Here is a 20,060-nt window from a genome sequence, read left to right as displayed (position 1 = left end):
CCATCCATGGCCGCCCGGACGTACCGCGTATCAGAGGTCGAAGTGCACCGAGGCCATGTAGCGGCGACCGGTGGTGTACTTGGCGACCGGCATCGAGGTGACGGTCAGGTACTGCTTGTACTTCTCGTTGGTCAGATTCATGCCTGCGAGCGTGAACGAGACCGCCTTGTTGAGTTTCCAGCCGAGCGTGGCACCCAGGTCGCCATAGTCGGCCGTGGTGGCCGGCGGCGCACCGGCGATGTAACCGCCGGCCAGATACTTGCTGCGCCAGTTGTACGTGACGCGGGCACTGAAGGGACCGTTCTCGTAGTACGGGCTGATCGAGTAGGCGTTCTGCGAGTTGTACGGCAGGGCGCCGCCGGAATCGAGCGTACCCTTGGCGTAGGTATAGCTCGCCGTCGTGCCGAAGCCGGTATCCCAGAACGCCTGCTGATAGCTGATGCTGCCGCCGCGAACCTTGCCCGAGCCGGTGTTGCGCGGACGGCTGATCGAGTACGTGCAGAAGCCGTCGGCGGTGCACAGACCCTGCGCGACCTGACGTGCGAACGTCGTCGGATCGTTGACCAGGCCGGAGTTGAACTGCGTCTCGTTGGCCGAGTCGACGACCGTGTAGTTGTCGATCTGCTTCAGGAAGCCGGTGACGGCCAGGTAGGACTGCGGTGCGAAATACCATTCGGCGGAGACCGAGTAGTTCTTCGACTTATAGTCCTTCAGGTCCGGATTGCCACCCGAGCCGGTCAGCACCGAATCGTTGAGGAACAGGTTGTTCACCTGCATGTTGTACGGCGGACGCGCGATCACCTTGGCGGCTGCCGCACGCAGCACGACTTCATCGGTCAGGTCGTACGCGACGTTGAGGCTGGGCAGCCAGTTTTTCGACGTGCGCGACGAGGTCTGCCACGAACCGGCCGGTGCCGGGAGCACCGGGGCGCCGCTGTAGTTGAAGCCCGAGCCGTCGGTCTTGGTGTCGACGTAGCGGATACCGAAGTTGCCGTGGAAACCGCCACCCGCGAAATTCGCCTGGGCGTAAGCGGCATTGGTCTTTTCGACCAGGTTATACGTGCCGTTGAGGTACGTACCCGGATCTTCGTTGCCACCGTTGGTGTTACGCACCCACGCGTACTGTGCTGCCTTGTCCGGCATCACGTGGCTCGCGGAACCGTCGAGGCCATCGAGAGCGTCCAGCGTGTGGGTGAAACCGCCGAAGCCGAGCGCGGCAAGGTTGGTCGGTGCGTTGCCACCATAGACATGCGCCTGCATGCCTTCTTCATGACGATTCCAGCGGTAGCCGACGGCCACTTCGTTGATGAAGGAATCGAAATACTTCGAGAAGTCGAGCTGGCCGTACGTATCGCGCGACGAGGCGGAATAGTTGCCGTAGTTGCCCGGCCAGCCGCCGAGGCCGGCGACGTCACCCATATGCCAGTTGGCCGGATCGCGTGCGGCGGCGGGGCTGTCGAAATTGAAGCCCTTGTTGATGTCCCAGGTGTAACCGCCGGCGTAGACCGGCTCCATCACCGCCTGAGAAATGCTGTTGTTTTCGGCCTTGCTGTAACCGGCGGCGCCGGACACCTTCCAGCTGTCGCCACGGTACTCGGACTTCAGGTCGAAGGCCGACGTGCGCACGACCGACTTGCGGATATTGCTGTCGAACGTGTCCTGCGCGATGGCCGGGCAGTTCGGCGAGTCGTTGCCGCAGACATGGCCGCCCGTGACGACGCCGTTCGGACCCTGGTTGAAGCTGGTCACGTTACCCGGCGTGGCGCCGGTGAACGGATACAGCGACTGGTTCCAGTTGTCGAAGTTCTCGCGGACGAACAGGCTGTTGATGTCGATGTCCCAGTTGCTCGTGGGACGAATCTGAAAACCGAGCGTCGCGGTGTCGCGCTTGCGCTTCTGCTGGAACCAGGCCGAGTTGATCTCGTCGGGCACCTTGGCATTCGGGTCGAGCGTGCCATTGGCGATGCCGGCGGCGACGGCCGGGCTGGCGGCCCACTTGGATACCGGGCTGTAACTGAAGATCTCGAAACCCTGGCGGTCGATCTTCTCTTCGTAATGCTGGATGGAACTGATGATGCCGAAGGTCTTGCTGTCGTTATGCCAGCTGTACAGCGCCGAGCCGTTCGGCCGCGAGCCCGCGGTGCCCTGGTCGTTGTAATTCAGGCCGAACGAACCGCGAACGGTGTTGGCCGGCAGGTCGAGCGGCTGCAACGTGTGCAGGAGCACGGTACCGCCAAGGCTGCCTTCGGTGAGGCGTGCTTCGGGCGACTTGTAGACTTCCAGGCGACCGACGATTTCCGGTGCCAGCATGGTGAAATCGAAGCCGCGGTTCGGCTGCGCGCCGTACTGCCACGGCGTCTGCGACACGGGCTGGCCGTTCAGGAACGTCAGGTTGAGGCTCGGATCGGTGCCATCGATCGACACGCGGTCGCCCTGGCCGAACTGACGGTCGATGGTGACGCCCGGGATCTGCGTCATCGCTTCGGCGACGTTGGTGTTGGGGAACTTGCCGATGTCTTCGGCCGTCACGGCCTCGACGATCGCGTCGGCATTGCGCTTGGTGTCCAGCGACTTCTCGAGGCTGGCCCGGATGCCGGTAACGGTGACGCCCTCGAGCTGCGCGGCCTTGGCGGCGTCAGCTTTTTCCTGGGCGGTCTGCGTCTTCGCAGGTGTTGTCGACGCGTCCTGCGCGGCGGCCATACCCGTGAAACAACACAATCCGGCGATGATGCTCGCCGCGAGCAGGTTTCTACGATGCGACATGGTGTCCTCCCCTCAGAGGAAAAGCTTTCGTTGCTATCGAAGGGTCTTGCGACCCGGTGGCTTACTGAGCCTGCGTTCCTTTCCCGCTCTTCACTGAGCGGTCGAACCGTGCAGGTAGAGACCGGCGGCACCGATCACTCCCAACTGTCCGTGGTCCATCAGACGTACCGGCACTTGCTGGAGAAAGGCGCGCATGACGCCCTTGTTGAAGAACCTGTTGGCAAAGCTGCTGGCGAGCAGGTGATCGCGGACCTGAGGCAGGATGCCGCCAGCCAGGAACACACCACCGCGTGCGCCGTAGAGCATCGCGAGATCGCCGACGAAACTGCCGAGCACGCCGCAGAACACATCCAGCGCTTCCACGGCGGCGGGATCGCTTCCGCTGAGTGCGGCGCTGGTGACAGCGGCCGGTTCGGTCAGGGTCGCGGGCGTCCCGCGCAGCGTCGAAATGGCTTTGTAGAGGTTGACGAGGCCCGGGCCCGAGAGGGCGGTCTCGTACGACACGTAATCGCGGCCGCGGGCGAGTTCGCCGAGGATGGCGACCTCGCGCTCGTTACCCGGCGCGAAGGAAATCTGACCGGCCTCGGTCGGCAGCACGGTGGCGTGCGGCGAGCCCGGCAGGAGCACCGCCGAACCCAGACCCGTACCCGGCCCCATCACCAGGACAGGACCCGCGGCCGGCTCGGCGCTGGTCTCGATGATGGCGGTGGTTTCGTGGCTGCGCAGAAACTGGCAGGCGTAGGCCACCGCTTCGAAATCGTTGACCACGGCCAGGCCGTGCAGTCCGAGGGTTTCACGGATGTCACCGATGGAGACCGGCCAGGGCAGGTTCTCGTTGACGATGGCGTCGCCCAGTACGTAACCGGCGCTGGCCACGGCGCAGTGTTCGATCGCTTCATGGCCGTCGAGACGGCCGATGAAATCGCCGAGCACGGCGGTCAGGCTGGGCCAGTCGGCGCAGGCATAGCGCTCGTAGCGCAGGACATCGATGGCATTCGAACCGGACGAGCGACGGACCAGGCCGATACGGGCATGCGTTCCGCCCACGTCGGCGGCGATGAACGCCCCGGACCGCGACGCACGCAGAAGATCCCGCTGTTTGGCCGATTCGCCCACGCCCTGCCCCTTGATGCCCCTGATTCGTTTTCAGTCTGTGATTGAAATGACAACGTTGTCAACAGGACAAATGGCTAGGACATTGCGCAATCGATCACGCACTGCAGCAGGAAACGGTTTCACATGACGTCGACGGGCTCCACGACCTTGCGTCGCACGGCCTCGCGGCGGGCATAGGGTTGGCGCGCAAGCGGTTTGACGCGCCGCGACATCGAAAGTCAGAAACGGGGCCGGTCATTTTCGTCGCGCGATTCTTCCGATTGACAACGTTGCGCACACGAGTCAATAAAGGGACAAATTAGGGGCATACCACGTGAGGGGAACATCCATGTCATCCACTGCAGGTGCTGTCGAAGAGACACGCCATTCCAGCCTGGTACCGATGATCATCATCGGCGTCCTGTTCTTCATCTTCGGCTTCGTGACCTGGCTCAACGGGCCGTTGATCACGTTCGTCAAGCTGGCCTTCAACCTGGACGACGTCAACGCCTTCCTCGTACCGATGGCCTTCTATCTCTCGTACTTCTTCCTCGCCCTGCCCTCGTCCTTCATCCTGAAGAAGACCGGCATGAAGAAGGGCATGGGGCTTGGCCTGTTCGTCATGGCCATCGGCGCCGTGATGTTCGGCCAGTTCGTCACGATGCGTATCTATCCGGGCGCACTCACCGGTCTGTTCGTGATCGGTGCCGGCCTCTCGCTGCTGCAGACCGCCTCCAATCCGTATATCTCGATCCTCGGTCCGATCGACAGCGCGGCACAACGCATCGCGTTCATGGGCATCTGCAACAAGATCGCCGGCGCGCTCGCACCGTTCGTGTTCGGTGCCGTGGTCATGAGCAACATCGGTTCGTTCGACAAGCAGATCGCCGCCGCGGCGACCCCCGGTGAAAAGGACGCGCTGCTGGCCGCGTTCGCGGCCAAGGTGCACATGCCGTACATGGTGATGGCGGCGCTGCTGGTCGTGCTCGCGGTCTGGGTGGTGCGTTCGTCGCTGCCTGAGATCAAGGCATCGCACGACAATTCCGAGCGCGCTATCGGTCACGACAAGGGCAGCGTTTTCAGCTTCCCGCATCTGTGGCTGGGCGTGCTCTGCCTTTTCGTGTACGTGGGTGTGGAAGTGATGGCCGGCGATGCCATCGGCACGTACGGTCAGGGCTTCGGCATGACGCCCGAGGACACCAAGCACTTCACCTCGTATACCTTGTTCGCCATGCTGCTCGGCTACGTCGCGGGCCTGCTGCTGATTCCGAAATTCGTGTCGCAGCAGCGCTATCTTGCGATTTCGGCGATTCTCGGTGTGCTGTTCTCGATCGGCACCTACGTCACCACCGGTTACACCTCGGTCGCCTTCGTCGCCGCGCTGGGTTTCGCCAACGCCATGATGTGGCCGGCGATCTTCCCGCTGGCGATCAAGGGGCTCGGTCGCCTGACCGAATTCGGCTCGGCCTTCCTGATCATGGGCATCGCCGGTGGTGCGCTCATTCCGCAGATTTTCGCGCACCTCAAGCAGGTCTATGACTTCCAGGCCGTGTTCCTCTGCGTGATGGTCCCCTGCTACCTGTACATCCTCTACTACGGCGCGGCCGGCCACCGGGTCGGCCAGCACGGCGGCAGATAAGCCGGTATCTTCGCTCCGCGGCGGCCATCCAGTAGGATGGCCGTCCTGCTATCGAGGGTCGTAGATTGCGAAGCCCTACCATCAAGGACGTGGCCGAACGGGCCGGCGTGTCACTGAAGACCGTCTCCCGTGTCATCAACCACGAGCCGTCCGTCCACGCCCGCACCCGGGAAAAGGTGCAGCGCGCTATCGATGCGCTGGATTACCAGCCCGACCAGGCCGCCCGTAGCCTGCGCAGCCAGCGCACGTATGCGCTGGGTCTGGTGTATGACAATCCCAATGCGCACTACGTCATCGCCATGCAGAACGGCGTGCTCTCGGTCTGCCGCGAGCGCGGCTTCGGCCTTCAGATCCATCCCTGCGATTCGTCGCTGCCCAAGCTGGCCGAGCAGCTGTGCGATCTGGTCCGGCGCAACCGGCTGGCCGGCCTCGTTCTTTGCCCGCCGATGTCCGAGCAGCCGAAGCTGCTCGCCGCGCTGACCGAGCAGAAGGTGCCGTTTGTCCGCATCATTTCCGCGCGGCAGGATCCCCAGGACGGCTGGCCGTGCGTTTTCGTCGACGACCGCGACGCGGCGTATGCCATTACCGAGCATCTGATCCAGCTGGGCCATCACCGCATCGGCTTCCTCTGGGGTGGCAAGGAGCACCGGTCGAGCCCGGAGCGCTATCAGGGTTATGAGGATGCGCTGCGCGAATATGGCCTGCCGGTCGACAAGAAGCTGGTGGTTGAGGGCGACTATTCGTTCGACGATGGTTTTCGTGGCGCGCGCAAGCTGCTTGCGCTGAAGGAGCCGCCTACCGCGATCTTCGGCTCCAACGACGAGATCGCCGCCGGTGTCCTTGCTGCCGCGCGTTCGGGCGGTGTCGACGTGCCGTGGGAGCTGTCGATCGCCGGTTTTGAGGACAGTCCGTTTTCGAAGCAGTCGTGGCCTGCGCTGACCACCGCGCGGCAGAACACCGAGGAAATTGGCCGGCATGCGGCGCAGCGGTTGATCGCGGAGCTCGAACACGACGATCCGGCGCATGTGCTGGCCAACGAGGGCTTCAGTCCGGATCTGGTCGTGCGTGGATCGACGGCGCCGCGGCGGCTCTGAGGCGGTTCGGGTTCGGGTTCGGATTCCGGCTCGGCTTCGCCATTGCGGCGGGATTTGCACTGAGGGCAGGGCGCCGTCGGGTGCCATTCTCGTCGCTAGGTCCTCCTACGGCCTTCGCCTTCGTGCGGAAGCGCTCCGAGAACGGCACCCGACGGCGCCTTCCATGCGGTGCGGTTTAGGGGCGGCGAGCGCAAAGCGGCGTCCCGGCTCAGAACCGCGCTTTGCTCGCGCCGAAATGCGATGCCACGTATGGAGGGGAGTCGTTGGCTGCCGTTCCTGGAGCGCTTCCGCACGAAGGCGAAGGCCGTAGGAGGACCTAGCGACAGGAACGGCAGCCAACGGCTCCCCCGCCGCCACACACCCCCATCTACAGCCATTTAACACCTTTTTTCCTATACTTGCCGGGTTGTCCGCGCCGCGTCGTGCTTCGATGCATCTTGCCGGCAACCACCGAGTCCCTTTAGCGGACCGTTCGCGCGCCGCCGTCTGGCCTGGCGCATCCCTTTCGATGGGCGGTATGCACCGGCTGCGTATGCGTGTGCCCGCTCGCGTGACAGGATTTATCTCCATGCAGGATCGACACGGGCACGAAGCCCATTTCGGCTGGTTTACCCGCCGCCGCAAACATCTCAAGCCCGATGATCTGACCATCGTCGACGAGTCCATGCTCAGGCGTGCCGTGGGTGCCGCCGCACTCGGCAACGCGATGGAATGGTTCGACTTCGGTGTCTACGGCTACCTCGCCGTGACGCTCGGCCATGTCTTCTTTCCAGGGAGCAGCCCGACCGCGCAGGTGATCGCGACCTTCGCGACGTTTACCGTCGCTTTCCTCGTGCGGCCGATCGGTGGACTGGTCTTCGGGCCACTCGGCGATCGCTTCGGGCGCCAGAAGGTGCTGGCGGCGACGATGATCATGATGGCGGCGGGGACGTTCGCTATCGGCCTGATTCCCAGCTACGCCACGATCGGTTTGTGGGCACCGGCGCTGCTGTTGCTTGCACGACTGCTGCAGGGTTTCTCGACCGGCGGTGAGTATGGCGGTGCGGCGACCTTCATCGCCGAATACTCGACCGATGCGCGACGCGGACAGATGGGCAGCTGGCTCGAGTTCGGAACGTTGGGCGGTTACATCGCGGGTGCCGGTGTGGTGACCGCGCTGACGACGCTGCTCACCACCGGGCAGATGCTGGACTGGGGTTGGCGCGTACCGTTCCTGGTGGCGGGTCCGCTGGGCCTGCTCGGGCTTTACATGCGCATGAAGCTCGAAGAGACCCCCGCATTCAAGGCGCATGCCGATGCGATGGAGGCGGCGGGCGACATGCCGCGCGTATCGTTGAAGGAGCTCGTCTCCGTGCACGGCCCGCAGCTGCTGAAATGCATCGGCCTCGTGCTGGTCTTCAACGTCACCGACTACATGTTGCTGACCTACATGCCGAGCTATCTCACGGTGACCATGGGTTACAGCGAGGCCAAGGGCCTGTTGCTGATCCTCATCGTAATGCTGGTGATGATGCCGCTCAATGTGGTGGGCGGGTTCTTCAGCGATCGTCTTGGCCGTCGCCCGATGATCATCGGTGCATGTACCGTGATGTTCGTGCTCGCCATCCCTTGCATGTGGCTGGTGGGCACGGGCAACGACTGGCTGATCTTCGCGGGCCTCATGGGACTCGGCATCGCGCTCGTCTGCTTTACCAGCACCATGCCCGCCACGTTGCCCGCGCTGTTCTATACGCCGGTGCGTTACAGCGCGCTGTCCATCGCGTTCAACGTTTCGGTGTCGCTGTTCGGTGGCACGACGCCGCTGGTGACCGCATGGCTCGTCGAGCGCACGGGCGATCCGATGCTGCCGGCGTATTACCTGATGGGCGCGGCGGTGATTGGCATCGTCACGATGCTCTTCGTACGCGAGACGGCGGGGTTGCCGTTACGTGGGTCGCCGCCGGCGGTGGCGGATCATGCGGAGGCGAAGGAGTTGCTGGCCGGAGATGCGCCGTTGACGGTGGATGAGGTGTTGCCGGTGATGGCGGCGTCCGGGGGTCATGCGGAGCCTGTTGCTCGCTGATGAGCGTCGCCAGCAGGGCTGGCTCCTACCCGGTCGCGACGGACGGGTGGGAGCTTACGCTGTTGGCGATCGGGATCAGGCCCCGGTCATGATCCCGATCGCCGCGATGGCGATGGCCAGGCCCGTCCAGTTCAGCCAGGTCAGTTTTTCGCGGAAGGCGATCGCACCGACCAGTGCGCCGAGCACCATCACCCCCACGTTCATCGATGCGAACACCAGCGACGGATCGTTGGGCAGCGCGATATGTCCGCGGATGTAGAAAAGAATGTTGGCGAAGTTGGCGGCTCCCAGCAGCACGCCGAAGCCGATGCTGCGCGGCGAGAGGGGCGCCTTACGCGCGATCGCCCGTCCGATCACGACGATCCAGCAGAGCACCATGGCGATCAGGAACGAGGCGAGCATCGCACTGGGGAAGGGTGCACCGGCCTTGGCGAGCATCTTGAAGCAGATGTCGATCACGCCGAAGCCGACGAAGACGGCAAGCGGTGCGGTCCAGCCGGCCCGATCGGTCTGCCCGCGATCCCGGCGCCAGAGCACGCACAGGACGGCGACGAAGGCGAGGGCGATGCCCAGGCCCTTGCGCTCGGTCATGACGTCGCCGAGGAAGACGAACGCGGCGATCAGCGAGAAGAACAGCGACAGGCGCTGGGCGACGTCGGTGCGAACGATGCCCGCCGTGCGGACGGATCGCGCCAGCATCGCGAAGATGGCGGGGAGAAAGACGCCTAGCAGGAGGAGGGGGACGTAGGTCTCCTTCGCCGCGACGGCGGCCTGCGGCGTGGCGCCAAGCAGCGTGTACGCCATGGCGGCGGCCACGATGTAGTTGGTGGCGACGGCCTGGACGATGTCGACGTTCGCGCGGCGCGCGAGTTTGAGCAGCACGGACACGGCCACGCTGAAGGCGATGGCTAGGGCGATGTAGAGCATGGCTGGGAGGGCCGGTGAGGCTTGGGGTGCGAAGGATCGCATGTGGATGGGGCGGGTTACGAGCCAGACGCCGCTTGGTGGGATCGGACAGCTGGCTCGTTGCGGTGCAAAGCCTCATTCGCGATAGGGCGGGTGAGGGTTCGCGCGCGGGGCGCGCTCCTACGTACGCACGGCGTGGGCGTGGGGCGTACTAATACGTCAGGCGCGGGGCGCGCTCCTACGTCAGCGGCGCAGTTGCGCCGCTTCGCGCGCGAGGGCTTCGATGGCGGGCCAGTCGGAGGTGGCGAGCAGGTTGGCGGGGGTCAGCCACGAACCGCCGACGCAGACGACGTTGGGCAGCGCGAGGAACTCGGGCGCGTTGGCGAGGCTGACGCCGCCGGTGGGGCAGAAGCGGATCTGCGGCAACGGGCTGGCCCAGGCACCGATGAGCTTCGGGCCGCCGGCCGGAACGGCCGGGAAGAACTTCTGGAAGCGATAACCACGCTCCAGCAGTTCCATGGCCTCGCTGGACGTCGCCGCGCCGGGGAGCAGCGGCAGTTCGTGATCGTCGGCGGCATCGAGCAGGCGCGGCGCGCTGCCCGGCGACACGGCGAACTTCGCGCCGGCCTTGTACGCGTTCTCGAGGTCGCGAGCGGTCAGCACCGTGCCCACACCGACGAAGGCGCCTTCGACTTCCGCGGCGATCGCGCGGACGGCGTCGAGTGCGGCGGGCGTACGCAGGGTGACTTCGATGGCGGGGATGCCACCGGCGACCAGCGCGCGCGCCATGCCGACCGCCTTCGAGGCGTCCTCGATGATGACGACCGGCACCACCGGCGCCAGGCGCAGCGTGGACTCGACACTCTGTTGCTTCGCTTCGTTACTCATCAGGTACTGCTCCAAAGGATCAGAAAACGCCGGCACCGAGGTCGGCCGTGACGGCGGACTGACGGAACATGGCGAAGAGCTCGCGACCCATGCCGGTGTGGTGCATGGCCAGATCGATGTTGTCGGGAATGCGGCTGTTCCACTCGTCCGCGTCGACCAGAACCTCAATGGTACCTGCCACGGCATCGAGACGAACCATGTCGCCCGTGCGCACGCGGGCGATGGGACCGCCGGCTTCCGCCTCGGGGGTCACGTGGATCGCGGCAGGCACGCGCCCCGATGCGCCGGACATGCGACCGTCGGTGAGCAGGGCGACGCGATGCCCGCGATCCTGCAGCAGGCTCAGCGTCGGCGTGAGCTTGTGCAACTCCGGCATGCCACGCGCGCGCGGCCCCTGAAAGCGCACCACGGCGATGAAATCGCGATTGAGCTCACCGCGATCGAACGCGGCTTTGACGTCGTCCTGCTCGTCGAAGACGATCGCCGGTGCCTCGACGATCATGCGATCTTCCGGCACGGACGAGATCTTGATCACGCCGCGACCGACATTGCCCTTGAGCATGCGCAAGCCACCGTCGTGACGGAACGGCTCCGCGATAGTGCGCAGTACGCCGCGGTTGCCGCTTTCCTTCGAGACCGGCTTCCAGACCAATGCGTCGCCTTCGAGAACGGGCGTGGTGCGATAGGCATCCAGGCCGCGGCCCATGATCGTGTCGACGTCGCCGTGCAGCAGGCCGGCATCGAGCAGCTGATCCATCAGGAAGCCCATGCCGCCGGCTTCGTGGAAGTGGTTCACGTCGGCGTAGCCGTTCGGATAGACGCGTGCGAGCAACGGCACGACCGCGGACAGCGCATCGAAGTCGTCCCAGCGCAGTTCCACGCCGGCCGCGCGTGCGATGGCGACGAGATGCAGCAGATGGTTGGTCGAGCCGCCCGTCGCGTGCAGTCCGATCACGCCGTTCACGATGGAGCGCTCGTCGACGATACGGCCGATCGGCAGGTATTCATCGCCCAGCGCGTCGATCGCCAGCACGCGCTCCACCGTGGCACGCGTGAGGGCGTCACGCAGCGGCGTATCCGGCGCCTCGAAGCTCGCGCCCGGCAGGTGCAGGCCCATGATCTCCATCAGCATCTGGTTGGAGTTCGCGGTGCCGTAAAACGTGCAGGTACCCGACCCATGATAGGAACGCGCTTCCGCGTCGAGCAGTTCCGCGCGTGTCGCCTTACCGGCGGCGAAGGCCTGACGGACCTTCGATTTCTCTTCGTTCGGAATACCGGACGGCATCGGACCCGACGGCACGAACGCGCTGGCGAGATGGCCGAAGCTCAGCGCGCCGATCAGCATGCCCGGCACGATCTTGTCGCAGATGCCGAGATACAGCGCGCCTTCGTACATGTCGTGCGAGAGCGATACGGCGGTCGCCATGGCGATGAGGTCGCGCGAGAACAGCGACAGCTCCATGCCAGGACGACCCTGGGTGACGCCGTCGCACATGGCCGGCACGCCACCGGCGACCTGCGCGGTGGCGCCGAAGTCTCGTGCGATCCGACGGATCAGTTCCGGATAGCGCTCGTACGGCTGATGCGCCGAGAGCATGTCGTTGTACGAGGTGACGATGGCGATATTCGACGCGTGGCCGTTGCGCAGCGCGTCCTTGTCGTTCTCACCGCACGCGGCGAAACCGTGCGCGAGATTGCCGCACGACAGGTGATGGCGTTTGGCGCCCGTCCCGCGGGCGGCGTCGATCCTGGCGAGGTACGCGGCGCGCGAAGTGCGACTGCGCTCGACGATACGCTGCGTCACCTCGGCAACGATGGGATGAAGGGTCATGGCGTGTTCCTGAGGCTTTGACCGGGCGGTCGGTGCCGCGCGCCTGACGCGCGGCGGTTGAACGATGGATCAGGCGGCCCAGTAGACGTCCACGGGCACGCGGTCCTGCTTGAGCACGGCGGCGATCGGGAAGTCTTCGCCGGCCTGAGCCCTGGCGAGCACGTCTTTCTTGTCCGCACCTTCGATGTGCAGGTAGAGCGTGCGCGTATCGAGCACGCGCGGCAGGCTGAGCGTGATGCGCGGCTCACCCGCACCGCCGGCACGCATCGACAGCACGCTCCGCGTACCGTTGAGGTCGAGCGCTTCGGCGAGGTGGTCGCCGCCGGGGAAAAACGACGCGGTGTGGCCGTCCGGACCCATGCCGAGCACGACGACATCGAACGGCTTGCCGAGCGCGTCGACCTTCTCGCCAACGCCCTCGAGCGCGGCATCGACGTCGTCGGCATGCGCCTTGTCGAACAGCGGCAGGAAGGCGGCGACGTGCGCTTCGTGCGCGATCAGGGTGTTCCTGACCATGCGCGCATTGGAACGCTCGTTGTCTTCGTCGACCCAGCGCTCGTCGACCAGCGTGATGGTGACCTTCGACCAGTCGATCTCCTGCTCGGCGAGCACGGCGAACATGACCTTGGGCGTGCCGCCGCCGGAAACGGCGATGCTGGCCTTGCCACGCGCCTTGATGGCGGCGTCGAGCTTGCCGGCGATGTCGCGCGCCAGCGCATCGGCGAGAGTGAGCTTATCGGCGAAATCGTGCTGATGGATCTTGGCGTTCATGCTGCGTCCTCGGCCCAGGTACGGCCATCGCGTTCAATGAGCGCCACGGCGGCGCTCGGACCCCAGGTACCCGCGGTGTACGGCTTCGGCGTATCGCCGCTGCCCTCCCAGGCTTCGAGGATGGGACCGGCCCAGTTCCATGCGGCTTCGACTTCGTCGCGGCGCATGAACAGGGTCGGGTTACCACGCACGACGTCGAGGATCAGCCGCTCGTAGGCATCGGGCTGCTGCACGCCGAACGCCGCCGCGAAACTCATGTCGAGCGGCACGTGGCGCAGGCGCAGGCCACCCGGACCCGGATGCTTGATGGTCAGCCACAGCTTGACGCCCTCGTCCGGCTGCAGACGCAGCGTCAGGCGGTTGGGCAGCAGCGGACCGTTGGTGGGATCGAAGATGGAATGCGGCAACGCGCGGAACGTCACCACGATCTCCGAGACCCGGCTAGGAAGGCGCTTGCCGGTGCGCAGGTAGAACGGCACACCCGCCCAGCGCCAGTTACCGATCTCCGCCTTGAGGGCGACGAAGGTTTCGGTCCTGGACTGGTCGCTGCCGAGTTCGTCGAGATAGCCCGGGACGCCCTGACCTTCGGCCGCGCCGGCGCGGTACTGCCCGCGCACGGTGAGGTTGCCGGCGTTGCTGGCGTTGATCGGGCGCAGCGAACGCAGCACTTTGAGTTTTTCGTCACGCACGGCATCGGGCGCCAGCGACGAAGGCGGCTCCATGGCGAGCATGCAGACCAGCTGCAGGATGTGGTTCTGGACCATGTCGCGCAGCGCGCCGGCACGATCGTAGTAGCCCGCGCGATGACCGACGCCGACCGTCTCGGCGACGGTGATCTGCACGTGGTCGATGTGCTGGGCATTCCACAGCGGCTCGAACAGGGCGTTGCCGAAGCGCAGCGCCAGCAGGTTCTGCACCGTTTCCTTGCCGAGGTAATGATCGATCCGGTAGGTCTGCGATTCGTTGAAGACCCGGGCCACGGCGTCGTTGATGGCGTTGGCGCTTTCCAGATCGCGACCGATCGGCTTCTCCAGGACCACGCGCGAGCGCTCGCCGTTGAGACCGAGCGACCCGAGGCGCTGGCAGATGTCGGTGAAGATGTCCGGCGCGGTGGACAGATAGAACACGCGGATGTGCTGGGCCTGCTGTTGCATCAGCGCGGCGAATTCATCCCAGCCTTCTTCCTTGCGCGCGTCGAGCGAGCGGTAGGAAACCATCTGGATGAACGCGTCCAGCTGGGCCGGAGCCACGTGGGACACGCCTTTCTCGACCGAGGAGCGGACCAGGTCGCGGTAGCCCGCGTCGTCGAGGGCCTCGCGGGCCACGCCGATGAGGCGGCTGCTGGGCTGGATCTGGCCGTCCACGAAGCGATGGAACAGCGCGGGAAGAAGCTTGCGGACGGCGAGGTCGCCGGTGCCGCCGAAGATGACCAGATCGAAGGGTTCGATCGGGAGGAGATGAGCGCTCACGACAGTGGCCTGCTGGGATCGATGGGTATGCCGACGGATCGTACCAGTGACATACCAGGTCATACCAGCCCCGTACCACTCAAGGCGGCGTTTTCCATCGCGATATCAGGCGATGACGCCGCAAAAACGTTTACGGGCCGACTTTGCATCGTGCAAACGCCCGTTTGAATCGCTCACTGGTATTCGCGGGCTTGGACGGTCTTGCCGCAGTGGTCGTTGATTGGTATCTTCTCGGCCATGGAAAGCGCCCTCGTCGCCGAATACCAACGCCTGCAGTACGACCCGGCCGCCCGGCAGCCGCTGGCGTACATGCGCCTGCGTCGCGCCATCCGCAACGTGATCGAAAACGGCGAGGTGCAGGTCGGCCATGCGCTGCCCAGCGAGCGCGACCTGGCCAGGGCCCTCACGCTGTCCCGGGTTACCGTGCGCAAGGCCATCGGCGGCCTGGTCGAGGATGGTCTGCTCACCCAGCGTCATGGCGCGGGCACCTTCGTGTCCGAGCGCATCGTCAAACCGCTGTCGCGTATGACCAGCTTCACCGAGGATCTTCGCGCTCGCGGGCTCAATCCGCGCTCGGAGTTCTTCGAGCGGGCCATCGGCGAGGTCACGCCGGAAGAAGCCATGGCGATGAATCTCTCGCCCGGCACCCAGGTGGTCCGCCTGCACCGCCTGCGCTACGCGGGCGACGAGCCGCTGGCGATCGAGCGCAGCGCCGTGCCGCTCAACCTGCTGCCGGACCCCAGCCTGGTCGAGGATTCCCTCTACGAAGCGCTCGACACGCTGGGCAACCGCCCGCGACGTGCGTTGCAACGCCTGCGCGCGGTGGTGCTGGGCCCTGCCCAGACCCGGCTGCTCCGGCTCGGCGCCGGCAGTGCCGGGCTGAATATCGAGCGGCGCAGCTTCCTCGACGACGGCCGCATCGTCGAGTTCACGTGTTCCTGGTATCGCGGGGACATCTACGACTTCGTCGCCGAACTGCAGAGCGACTGACGGACCATTCTTCATGACGATCCAGCCGCAAGACACCCTGATGTACCGCGAAGCGCACGAGACCGCCGAGGTCGTCGAGCGGCAGCTTGCCCTTAACGACGCCGTGATCGGCACCCTTGCCGAACGCCTGCGCGCGAATCCGCCGCGCATGGTGATCACCTGCGCCCGTGGCAGCTCGGATCACGCGGCCATGTACGCGAAGTACGTATTCGAAACGCAGCTGGGCGTCGTCACCGCCTCGGCCTCGCCGTCGGTCACCTCGATTTACCACGCCGCGCAGCGCCTCGATGGCGCGCTTTACGTCGCCGTATCCCAGTCGGGCAAGAGCCCGGATCTGGTCCGCAACGCCGAGGCCGCGAAGAAGGCCGGTGCGTACGTCGTGGCGCTGGTCAACGTGATCGACTCGCCGCTGGCGGACGTCGCGGACGTGGTCGTCCCGCTGCACGCGGGCCCGGAAACCAGCGTCGCCGCGACCAAGAGCTATCTCGGCGCGCTGTTCGCGATTCTGCATATCGCCGCCCGGTGGAGTGGCAAGGCCGAGATCGCCGACGCCCTGGCCGCGTTGCCCGCGCAGCTGCGCCAGGGCTGGGATGCCGACTGGTCGTCGCTGACGGAAGGCCTCGTCGATGCGCACAACCTGTTCGTGGTCGGTCGTGGCTTCGGCTTCGCCGGTGCGCTGGAAGCGGCGCTCAAGTTCAAGGAAACCTGCGGCCTGCATGCCGAAGCCTTCAGCGCGGCCGAAGTGAAACACGGCCCGATGGCGCTGGTCGGCCCGGACTTCCCGGTGCTGTTCTTCGCGCAGAACGACGACACGCTCCCGGGCGTGCTCGATGTCGCCGCCGAGTTCCGCAAGCGTGGCGCCAATGTCTGGATCGCCGCGCCGGGTGCGACGGGTGAGGGTGTGCTGCCGCTGGTCGCCACCGCACCGATCGCCGCGCCGCTGATCACGGTGCAGAGCTTCTACCGCGCCACGGCGGCGCTCGCGCTGAAGCGCGGCTTCAATCCCGACGTGCCGCCGCACCTGAATAAAGTCACCGAGACCGTCTGACCGTCACCCTCAAGGAATCGCCATGACTCTCGCCCTCGTCAACGGCCGCGTGCTTACCGACAACGGATTCCAGAGCGGCTTTGCCGTGCTGGTCGACGATGGAAAGATCACCGGACTGGCGCTGCCATCCGATCCGCGCGTGCGCGCGGCGGAGCGCCATGACCTCGGTGGTCGCACCTTGCTGCCCGGCTTCATCGACTGCCAGGTCAACGGCGGGGGCGGCGTGTTGTTCAACGATGCACCGACGGTCGACGCGATCCGCACGATCGGCGAGGCACACGCGAGATTCGGCACCACGGGTTTTCTGCCCACGCTGATCAGTGACGACGCGGAGGTCATGGCGAAAGCCATCGATGCCGTGAACGACGCGGTCGCCCAGGGCGTGCCGGGCGTGCTCGGCATCCATCTGGAAGGCCCGTTCATCGCACCCGAGCGCAAGGGCGTGCACGACCCGGCCAAGTTTCGCATCGCCGATGCCGACGATGTCGCGATGGTCGCGCGGCGCCACGGCGGCGTGACCCTGCTGACGCTGGCCCCCGAGCGCGCTTCCGCGGAAGTACTCCAGCAGCTGGTCGCCAACGGCGTCATCGTAGCCGCGGGCCACACGGCGGCCGACTACGAGACCACGCGCCATGCACTGGCGACGGGCGTGCGCGGCTTCACCCATCTGTTCAACGCGATGACACCCTTCACCAGCCGCGAGCCTGGCGTCGTCGGTGCCGCGCTCGAAGACCAGGCCAGCTGGTGCGGTCTGATCGTCGACGGCCACCACGTGCACCCGACCTCGCTGCGTGTCGCCATCGCGGCGAAGGCGCCACGGAAGATGATGCTGGTCACCGACGCGATGCCGCCCGTGGGGTCGGACAATCCGAACTTCGTGCTCAAGGGCGAAACCATCACCGTGCGCGACGGCGTCTGCCAGACGGCGGACGGCACGCTGGCCGGCTCCGCGCTGGACATGGCCACGGCGGTGCGCAATACGGTCGACATGGTTGGCGTGGCCTACGATGAAGCCGCGCGCATGGCGTCGACGTATCCGGCCGCGTTCCTCGGCCTCGGCGCCACCCACGGTCATATCGCCGCCGGTTACCGCGCCGACTTCGTCGTGATGGACGAGACCCATACGGTGATCGAAACCTGGATCGGCGGCGAGCGCGTTTACGCCGCAGGCTGATCGGCCGGTCGTGACAGCGCCCCACCCTCCGGTTAAAGTCGCGGGGTTCGGGTGTCCCCGGGGCGTCGCGCCACGGGGATGAAACGGGAAGCCGGTGCGCCGCCTCTGCGGCAAGGCCGGCACTGCCCCCGCAACGGTAAGCGCTCGGGGTCGTCACGGCCCCTCGGACACGGCTTCAGCCACTGCGACAGCGGGAAGGCGCCGGTCCGACACCCCCTCGGGGACGGCGTGAGTCCGGAGACCGGCCCGACGACGCGCCCCGTGAGCCATCCCGGGGCGTCGTCCCGTTTCGGGCGATTCGCGGAGGGCGAATCCGGACAGTCATCCGGGTTCCGCCCGTGTGCCGTTCGCCGTATGTCCTCCTCGCGCGCCCTTTGAGCTACGCATTGCCGCGCTATGCGGCGGAGGAAGACCGTTCCATGAAGAAGACCCTGCTCGCGGCAGCCCTGCTGTCGTCGATCGCCGCTGCCCACGCGGCCGACGCCCCGGACGCCCTCGATCCCGTGATCGTCACCGCGACCCGCACGGCCACGCCACTGGACGAGGTACTCGCCCCGGTGACCGTGATCACCCATGAAGACATCGAGCGTCTGCAGCCGCGTAACGTCCAGGACCTGCTCGCCGGGCTGCCCGGTGTGGTCATGGCCAACACCGGCGGTATCGGCCAGCAGACCTCGCTGTTCATGCGTGGCAGCAACTCCTCGCACACGCTGGTCCTCGTGGACGGTGTCCGCGTGGGTACCGTGGGCGCGGGTCTGCCGGCTTACGAGCAGCTGGCGGTCGAGCAGATCGACCATATCGAGGTCGTCCGCGGTCCGCGCTCGAGCCTTTACGGCTCCGACGCGATCGGCGGCGTCATCCAGATCTTCACCCGCCACGGCCAGGCCGGCGAAGCGCCGACCCCGAGCCTCTCGGTCACCGGCGGCAGCCACGGCTACACCGCCGGCCAGGTCGGCGTGTCGGGCGGCACGACCCACGGCTGGTACAACGCCAGCCTCGGCGGCCAGTACACCTCGGGCATCAATGCCTGCCGCATCGGCGCGGGCACGGCGTTCAAGGGCTGCTTCACCGACGAGCCGGACCATGACGCCTATCGCACGTACAACGGCGCACTGTCGGGCGGTTATCGCTGGGACGACGGCACCGAGCTCACCGGCAGCTGGCTGCGCAGCAAGGGCGATATCGAATACGACGGCGACTACCAGAACCTGACCCGACGCTCGCAGCAGGTCGCCGGCGCGAAGCTGGCTTTCGACGTGCTGTCCGCGTGGCGCATGTCGGTCAGTCTGGGCCAGAACCAGGACCGCGCCGACAACTACCTCAACGGCGCCGACAAGGGCTATTACGACGCGGACTTCAACTACGTCACCGGTGCCGACAAGCTGCGCGTGGGATATCTGTACTCTAAGCGCAATCAGGGTTCCTGGCAGAACGACTTCACGCTGGCCCCGGGCCAGACGCTGAGCGCCGGCGTCGACTACCAGCAGGAAAAGCTGAGCAGCGACACGGATTATCTCAAGGACACCCGCAACAACACGGGCGTGTTCGCGCTCTACCAGGGCGTGTTCGGCCCGCATGAGATCCAGCTGTCGGCCCGCCACGACCACAACACCCAGTTCGGCAACCACACGACCGGCTCGGCCGCCTATGGCTTCCGTTTCGACAACGGCATGAAGGTCACGGCCTCTTATGGCACCGCCTTCCACGCGCCGACCTTCAACGACGAGTACTACCCGTACGGCGTGCCCACGGTGAACCTCAAGCCGGAGAAGTCGCGCACCGCCGAGATCGGCCTGTCGGGTCGTCCGGGCATCTGGAACTGGGCCGTCAACGCCTACCAGAGCCAGGTCGACGACCTGATCGGCTACGACGCGAACTTCCTGCCGGTCAACGTCAGCAAGGCCCGCCTGCGCGGCCTCGAAGGCCAGGTCGGCGCGGACGTCGATGGCTGGCACGTGCGCGGCTACCTGACGCTGCAGCAGCCGCTGGACCGGGACAGCGGGCTCGAGAAGGACAACCTGCTGGCCCGCCGTCCGCGTCGCACCGGTCGCGTGGATCTGGACAAGGACCTGGGCGCGTTGACACTGGGTGGCTCGGTCTACGCCTCGGGTTACAGCTACGACGACGCGGCCAACACGACGCGTCTGGGCGGCTACACGACCGCGGATCTGCGTGCCACCTGGCACATGGACGATGCCTGGAGCGTGCAGGGCCGGGTCGCGAACGTGGCGGACAAGCGGTACGAGACGGCGGCGTATTACAACCAGCTGGGGCGGACCTACTATGTGACCGTGCGGTTCTCGCCCGTACGCTGAGGGAGCACCGTGTAG

The 20,060-nt window shown here is 65.9% G+C and carries 14 protein-coding genes and 1 riboswitch; of the genes, 7 read left to right on the top strand and 7 right to left on the bottom strand.

Annotated elements, in window-relative coordinates:
* Positions 1-30 precede the first annotated feature (30 nt).
* Both B5X73_RS10205 and glk read right to left on the bottom strand, forming a co-directional pair.
* Positions 31-2,763 carry a TonB-dependent receptor gene (locus B5X73_RS10205; RefSeq protein WP_079521584.1) on the bottom strand — a complete coding sequence of 911 codons (2,733 nt, stop codon included), beginning with the start codon at positions 2,761-2,763 and terminating at the stop codon, positions 31-33.
* A 90-nt stretch (positions 2,764-2,853) separates the two neighbouring features.
* Entirely contained in the window at positions 2,854-3,879 is a 1,026-nt protein-coding gene (glk, locus tag B5X73_RS10200) for a glucokinase (RefSeq protein ID WP_254857269.1), read from the bottom strand.
* A 328-nt stretch (positions 3,880-4,207) separates the two neighbouring features.
* Here glk and B5X73_RS10195 point away from each other — a divergent pair, with 328 nt between their 5' ends.
* The 3 genes from B5X73_RS10195 to proP all read left to right on the top strand — a co-directional run bounded on the left by B5X73_RS10195 (position 4,208) and on the right by proP (position 8,653).
* Positions 4,208-5,497 (top strand): sugar MFS transporter, encoded by a 1,290-nt coding sequence (locus B5X73_RS10195; RefSeq protein WP_036116805.1) that lies wholly within the window; start codon positions 4,208-4,210, stop codon positions 5,495-5,497.
* Positions 5,498-5,562: 65 nt separating this feature from the next.
* A complete protein-coding gene (locus B5X73_RS10190) occupies positions 5,563-6,591 on the top strand; it encodes a LacI family DNA-binding transcriptional regulator (protein ID WP_043691507.1) in 1,029 nt (342 codons plus the stop codon).
* Positions 6,592-7,159: 568 nt separating this feature from the next.
* A complete protein-coding gene (proP, locus tag B5X73_RS10185) occupies positions 7,160-8,653 on the top strand; it encodes a glycine betaine/L-proline transporter ProP (protein ID WP_079521583.1) in 1,494 nt (497 codons plus the stop codon).
* Positions 8,654-8,728: 75 nt separating this feature from the next.
* Here proP and B5X73_RS10180 read toward each other — a convergent pair whose 3' ends face one another.
* From B5X73_RS10180 to zwf, 5 genes are all read right to left on the bottom strand, one after another.
* Positions 8,729-9,580, bottom strand: coding sequence for a DMT family transporter (locus B5X73_RS10180; protein ID WP_079521582.1), 852 nt, complete (start codon positions 9,578-9,580; stop codon positions 8,729-8,731).
* Between the two features lie 222 nt (positions 9,581-9,802).
* A complete protein-coding gene (gene eda / locus B5X73_RS10175; RefSeq protein WP_176167798.1) occupies positions 9,803-10,447 on the bottom strand; it encodes a bifunctional 4-hydroxy-2-oxoglutarate aldolase/2-dehydro-3-deoxy-phosphogluconate aldolase in 645 nt (214 codons plus the stop codon).
* A 19-nt stretch (positions 10,448-10,466) separates the two neighbouring features.
* Positions 10,467-12,278 (bottom strand): phosphogluconate dehydratase, encoded by a 1,812-nt coding sequence (gene edd / locus B5X73_RS10170; RefSeq protein ID WP_079521581.1) that lies wholly within the window; start codon positions 12,276-12,278, stop codon positions 10,467-10,469.
* Positions 12,279-12,347: 69 nt separating this feature from the next.
* Positions 12,348-13,049 carry a 6-phosphogluconolactonase gene (gene pgl, locus B5X73_RS10165; protein WP_036116815.1) on the bottom strand — a complete coding sequence of 234 codons (702 nt, stop codon included), beginning with the start codon at positions 13,047-13,049 and terminating at the stop codon, positions 12,348-12,350.
* Positions 13,046-14,518: a glucose-6-phosphate dehydrogenase gene (zwf, locus tag B5X73_RS10160; RefSeq protein WP_079521665.1), complete on the bottom strand. Its 1,473-nt coding sequence runs from the start codon at positions 14,516-14,518 to the stop codon at positions 13,046-13,048. Before zwf ends, pgl begins: the two co-directional genes overlap by 4 nt.
* Positions 14,519-14,755: 237 nt before the next feature.
* On the opposite strand from zwf, the gene B5X73_RS10155 reads away from it, so the two are divergent.
* The 4 genes from B5X73_RS10155 (at position 14,756) to B5X73_RS10140 (ending at position 20,045) form a co-directional block, all read left to right on the top strand.
* Positions 14,756-15,508 carry a GntR family transcriptional regulator gene (locus tag B5X73_RS10155; RefSeq protein WP_036118723.1) on the top strand — a complete coding sequence of 251 codons (753 nt, stop codon included), beginning with the start codon at positions 14,756-14,758 and terminating at the stop codon, positions 15,506-15,508.
* A gap of 13 nt (positions 15,509-15,521) precedes the next feature.
* Positions 15,522-16,556 carry an SIS domain-containing protein gene (locus B5X73_RS10150; RefSeq protein ID WP_079521580.1) on the top strand — a complete coding sequence of 345 codons (1,035 nt, stop codon included), beginning with the start codon at positions 15,522-15,524 and terminating at the stop codon, positions 16,554-16,556.
* Positions 16,557-16,578: 22 nt separating this feature from the next.
* On the top strand, positions 16,579-17,730 hold the full coding sequence (nagA, locus tag B5X73_RS10145; RefSeq protein WP_043696979.1) for an N-acetylglucosamine-6-phosphate deacetylase: 1,152 nt from the start codon (positions 16,579-16,581) through the stop codon (positions 17,728-17,730).
* 32 nt (positions 17,731-17,762) lie between these two features.
* Positions 17,763-17,995, top strand: a riboswitch (cobalamin riboswitch).
* A 154-nt stretch (positions 17,996-18,149) separates the two neighbouring features.
* On the top strand, positions 18,150-20,045 hold the full coding sequence (locus B5X73_RS10140) for a TonB-dependent receptor domain-containing protein (RefSeq protein WP_079521579.1): 1,896 nt from the start codon (positions 18,150-18,152) through the stop codon (positions 20,043-20,045).
* The last annotated feature ends 15 nt before the right edge of the window (positions 20,046-20,060 follow it).

It is taken from the genome of Luteibacter sp. 22Crub2.1 (assembly GCF_900167995.1).
GTDB lineage: Bacteria > Pseudomonadota > Gammaproteobacteria > Xanthomonadales > Rhodanobacteraceae > Luteibacter > Luteibacter mycovicinus.
This window is presented reverse-complemented; position numbering and strand designations above follow the sequence as displayed.

Excerpts from the sequence above, each read along its gene's own strand:
- edd (WP_079521581.1), bottom strand. The coding sequence starts at position 12,278 with ATGACCCTTCATCCCATCGTTGCCGAGGTGACGCAGCGTATCGTCGAG.
- B5X73_RS10150 (WP_079521580.1), top strand. The coding sequence starts at position 15,522 with ATGACGATCCAGCCGCAAGACACCCTGATGTACCGCGAAGCGCACGAG.
- B5X73_RS10195 (WP_036116805.1), top strand. The coding sequence starts at position 4,208 with ATGTCATCCACTGCAGGTGCTGTCGAAGAGACACGCCATTCCAGCCTG.
- pgl (WP_036116815.1), bottom strand. The coding sequence starts at position 13,049 with ATGAACGCCAAGATCCATCAGCACGATTTCGCCGATAAGCTCACTCTC.
- B5X73_RS10205 (WP_079521584.1), bottom strand. The coding sequence starts at position 2,763 with ATGTCGCATCGTAGAAACCTGCTCGCGGCGAGCATCATCGCCGGATTG.
- B5X73_RS10140 (WP_079521579.1), top strand. The coding sequence starts at position 18,150 with ATGAAGAAGACCCTGCTCGCGGCAGCCCTGCTGTCGTCGATCGCCGCT.
- proP (WP_079521583.1), top strand. The coding sequence starts at position 7,160 with ATGCAGGATCGACACGGGCACGAAGCCCATTTCGGCTGGTTTACCCGC.
- eda (WP_176167798.1), bottom strand. The coding sequence starts at position 10,447 with ATGAGTAACGAAGCGAAGCAACAGAGTGTCGAGTCCACGCTGCGCCTG.
- B5X73_RS10155 (WP_036118723.1), top strand. The coding sequence starts at position 14,756 with ATGGAAAGCGCCCTCGTCGCCGAATACCAACGCCTGCAGTACGACCCG.
- B5X73_RS10180 (WP_079521582.1), bottom strand. The coding sequence starts at position 9,580 with ATGCTCTACATCGCCCTAGCCATCGCCTTCAGCGTGGCCGTGTCCGTG.
- nagA (WP_043696979.1), top strand. The coding sequence starts at position 16,579 with ATGACTCTCGCCCTCGTCAACGGCCGCGTGCTTACCGACAACGGATTC.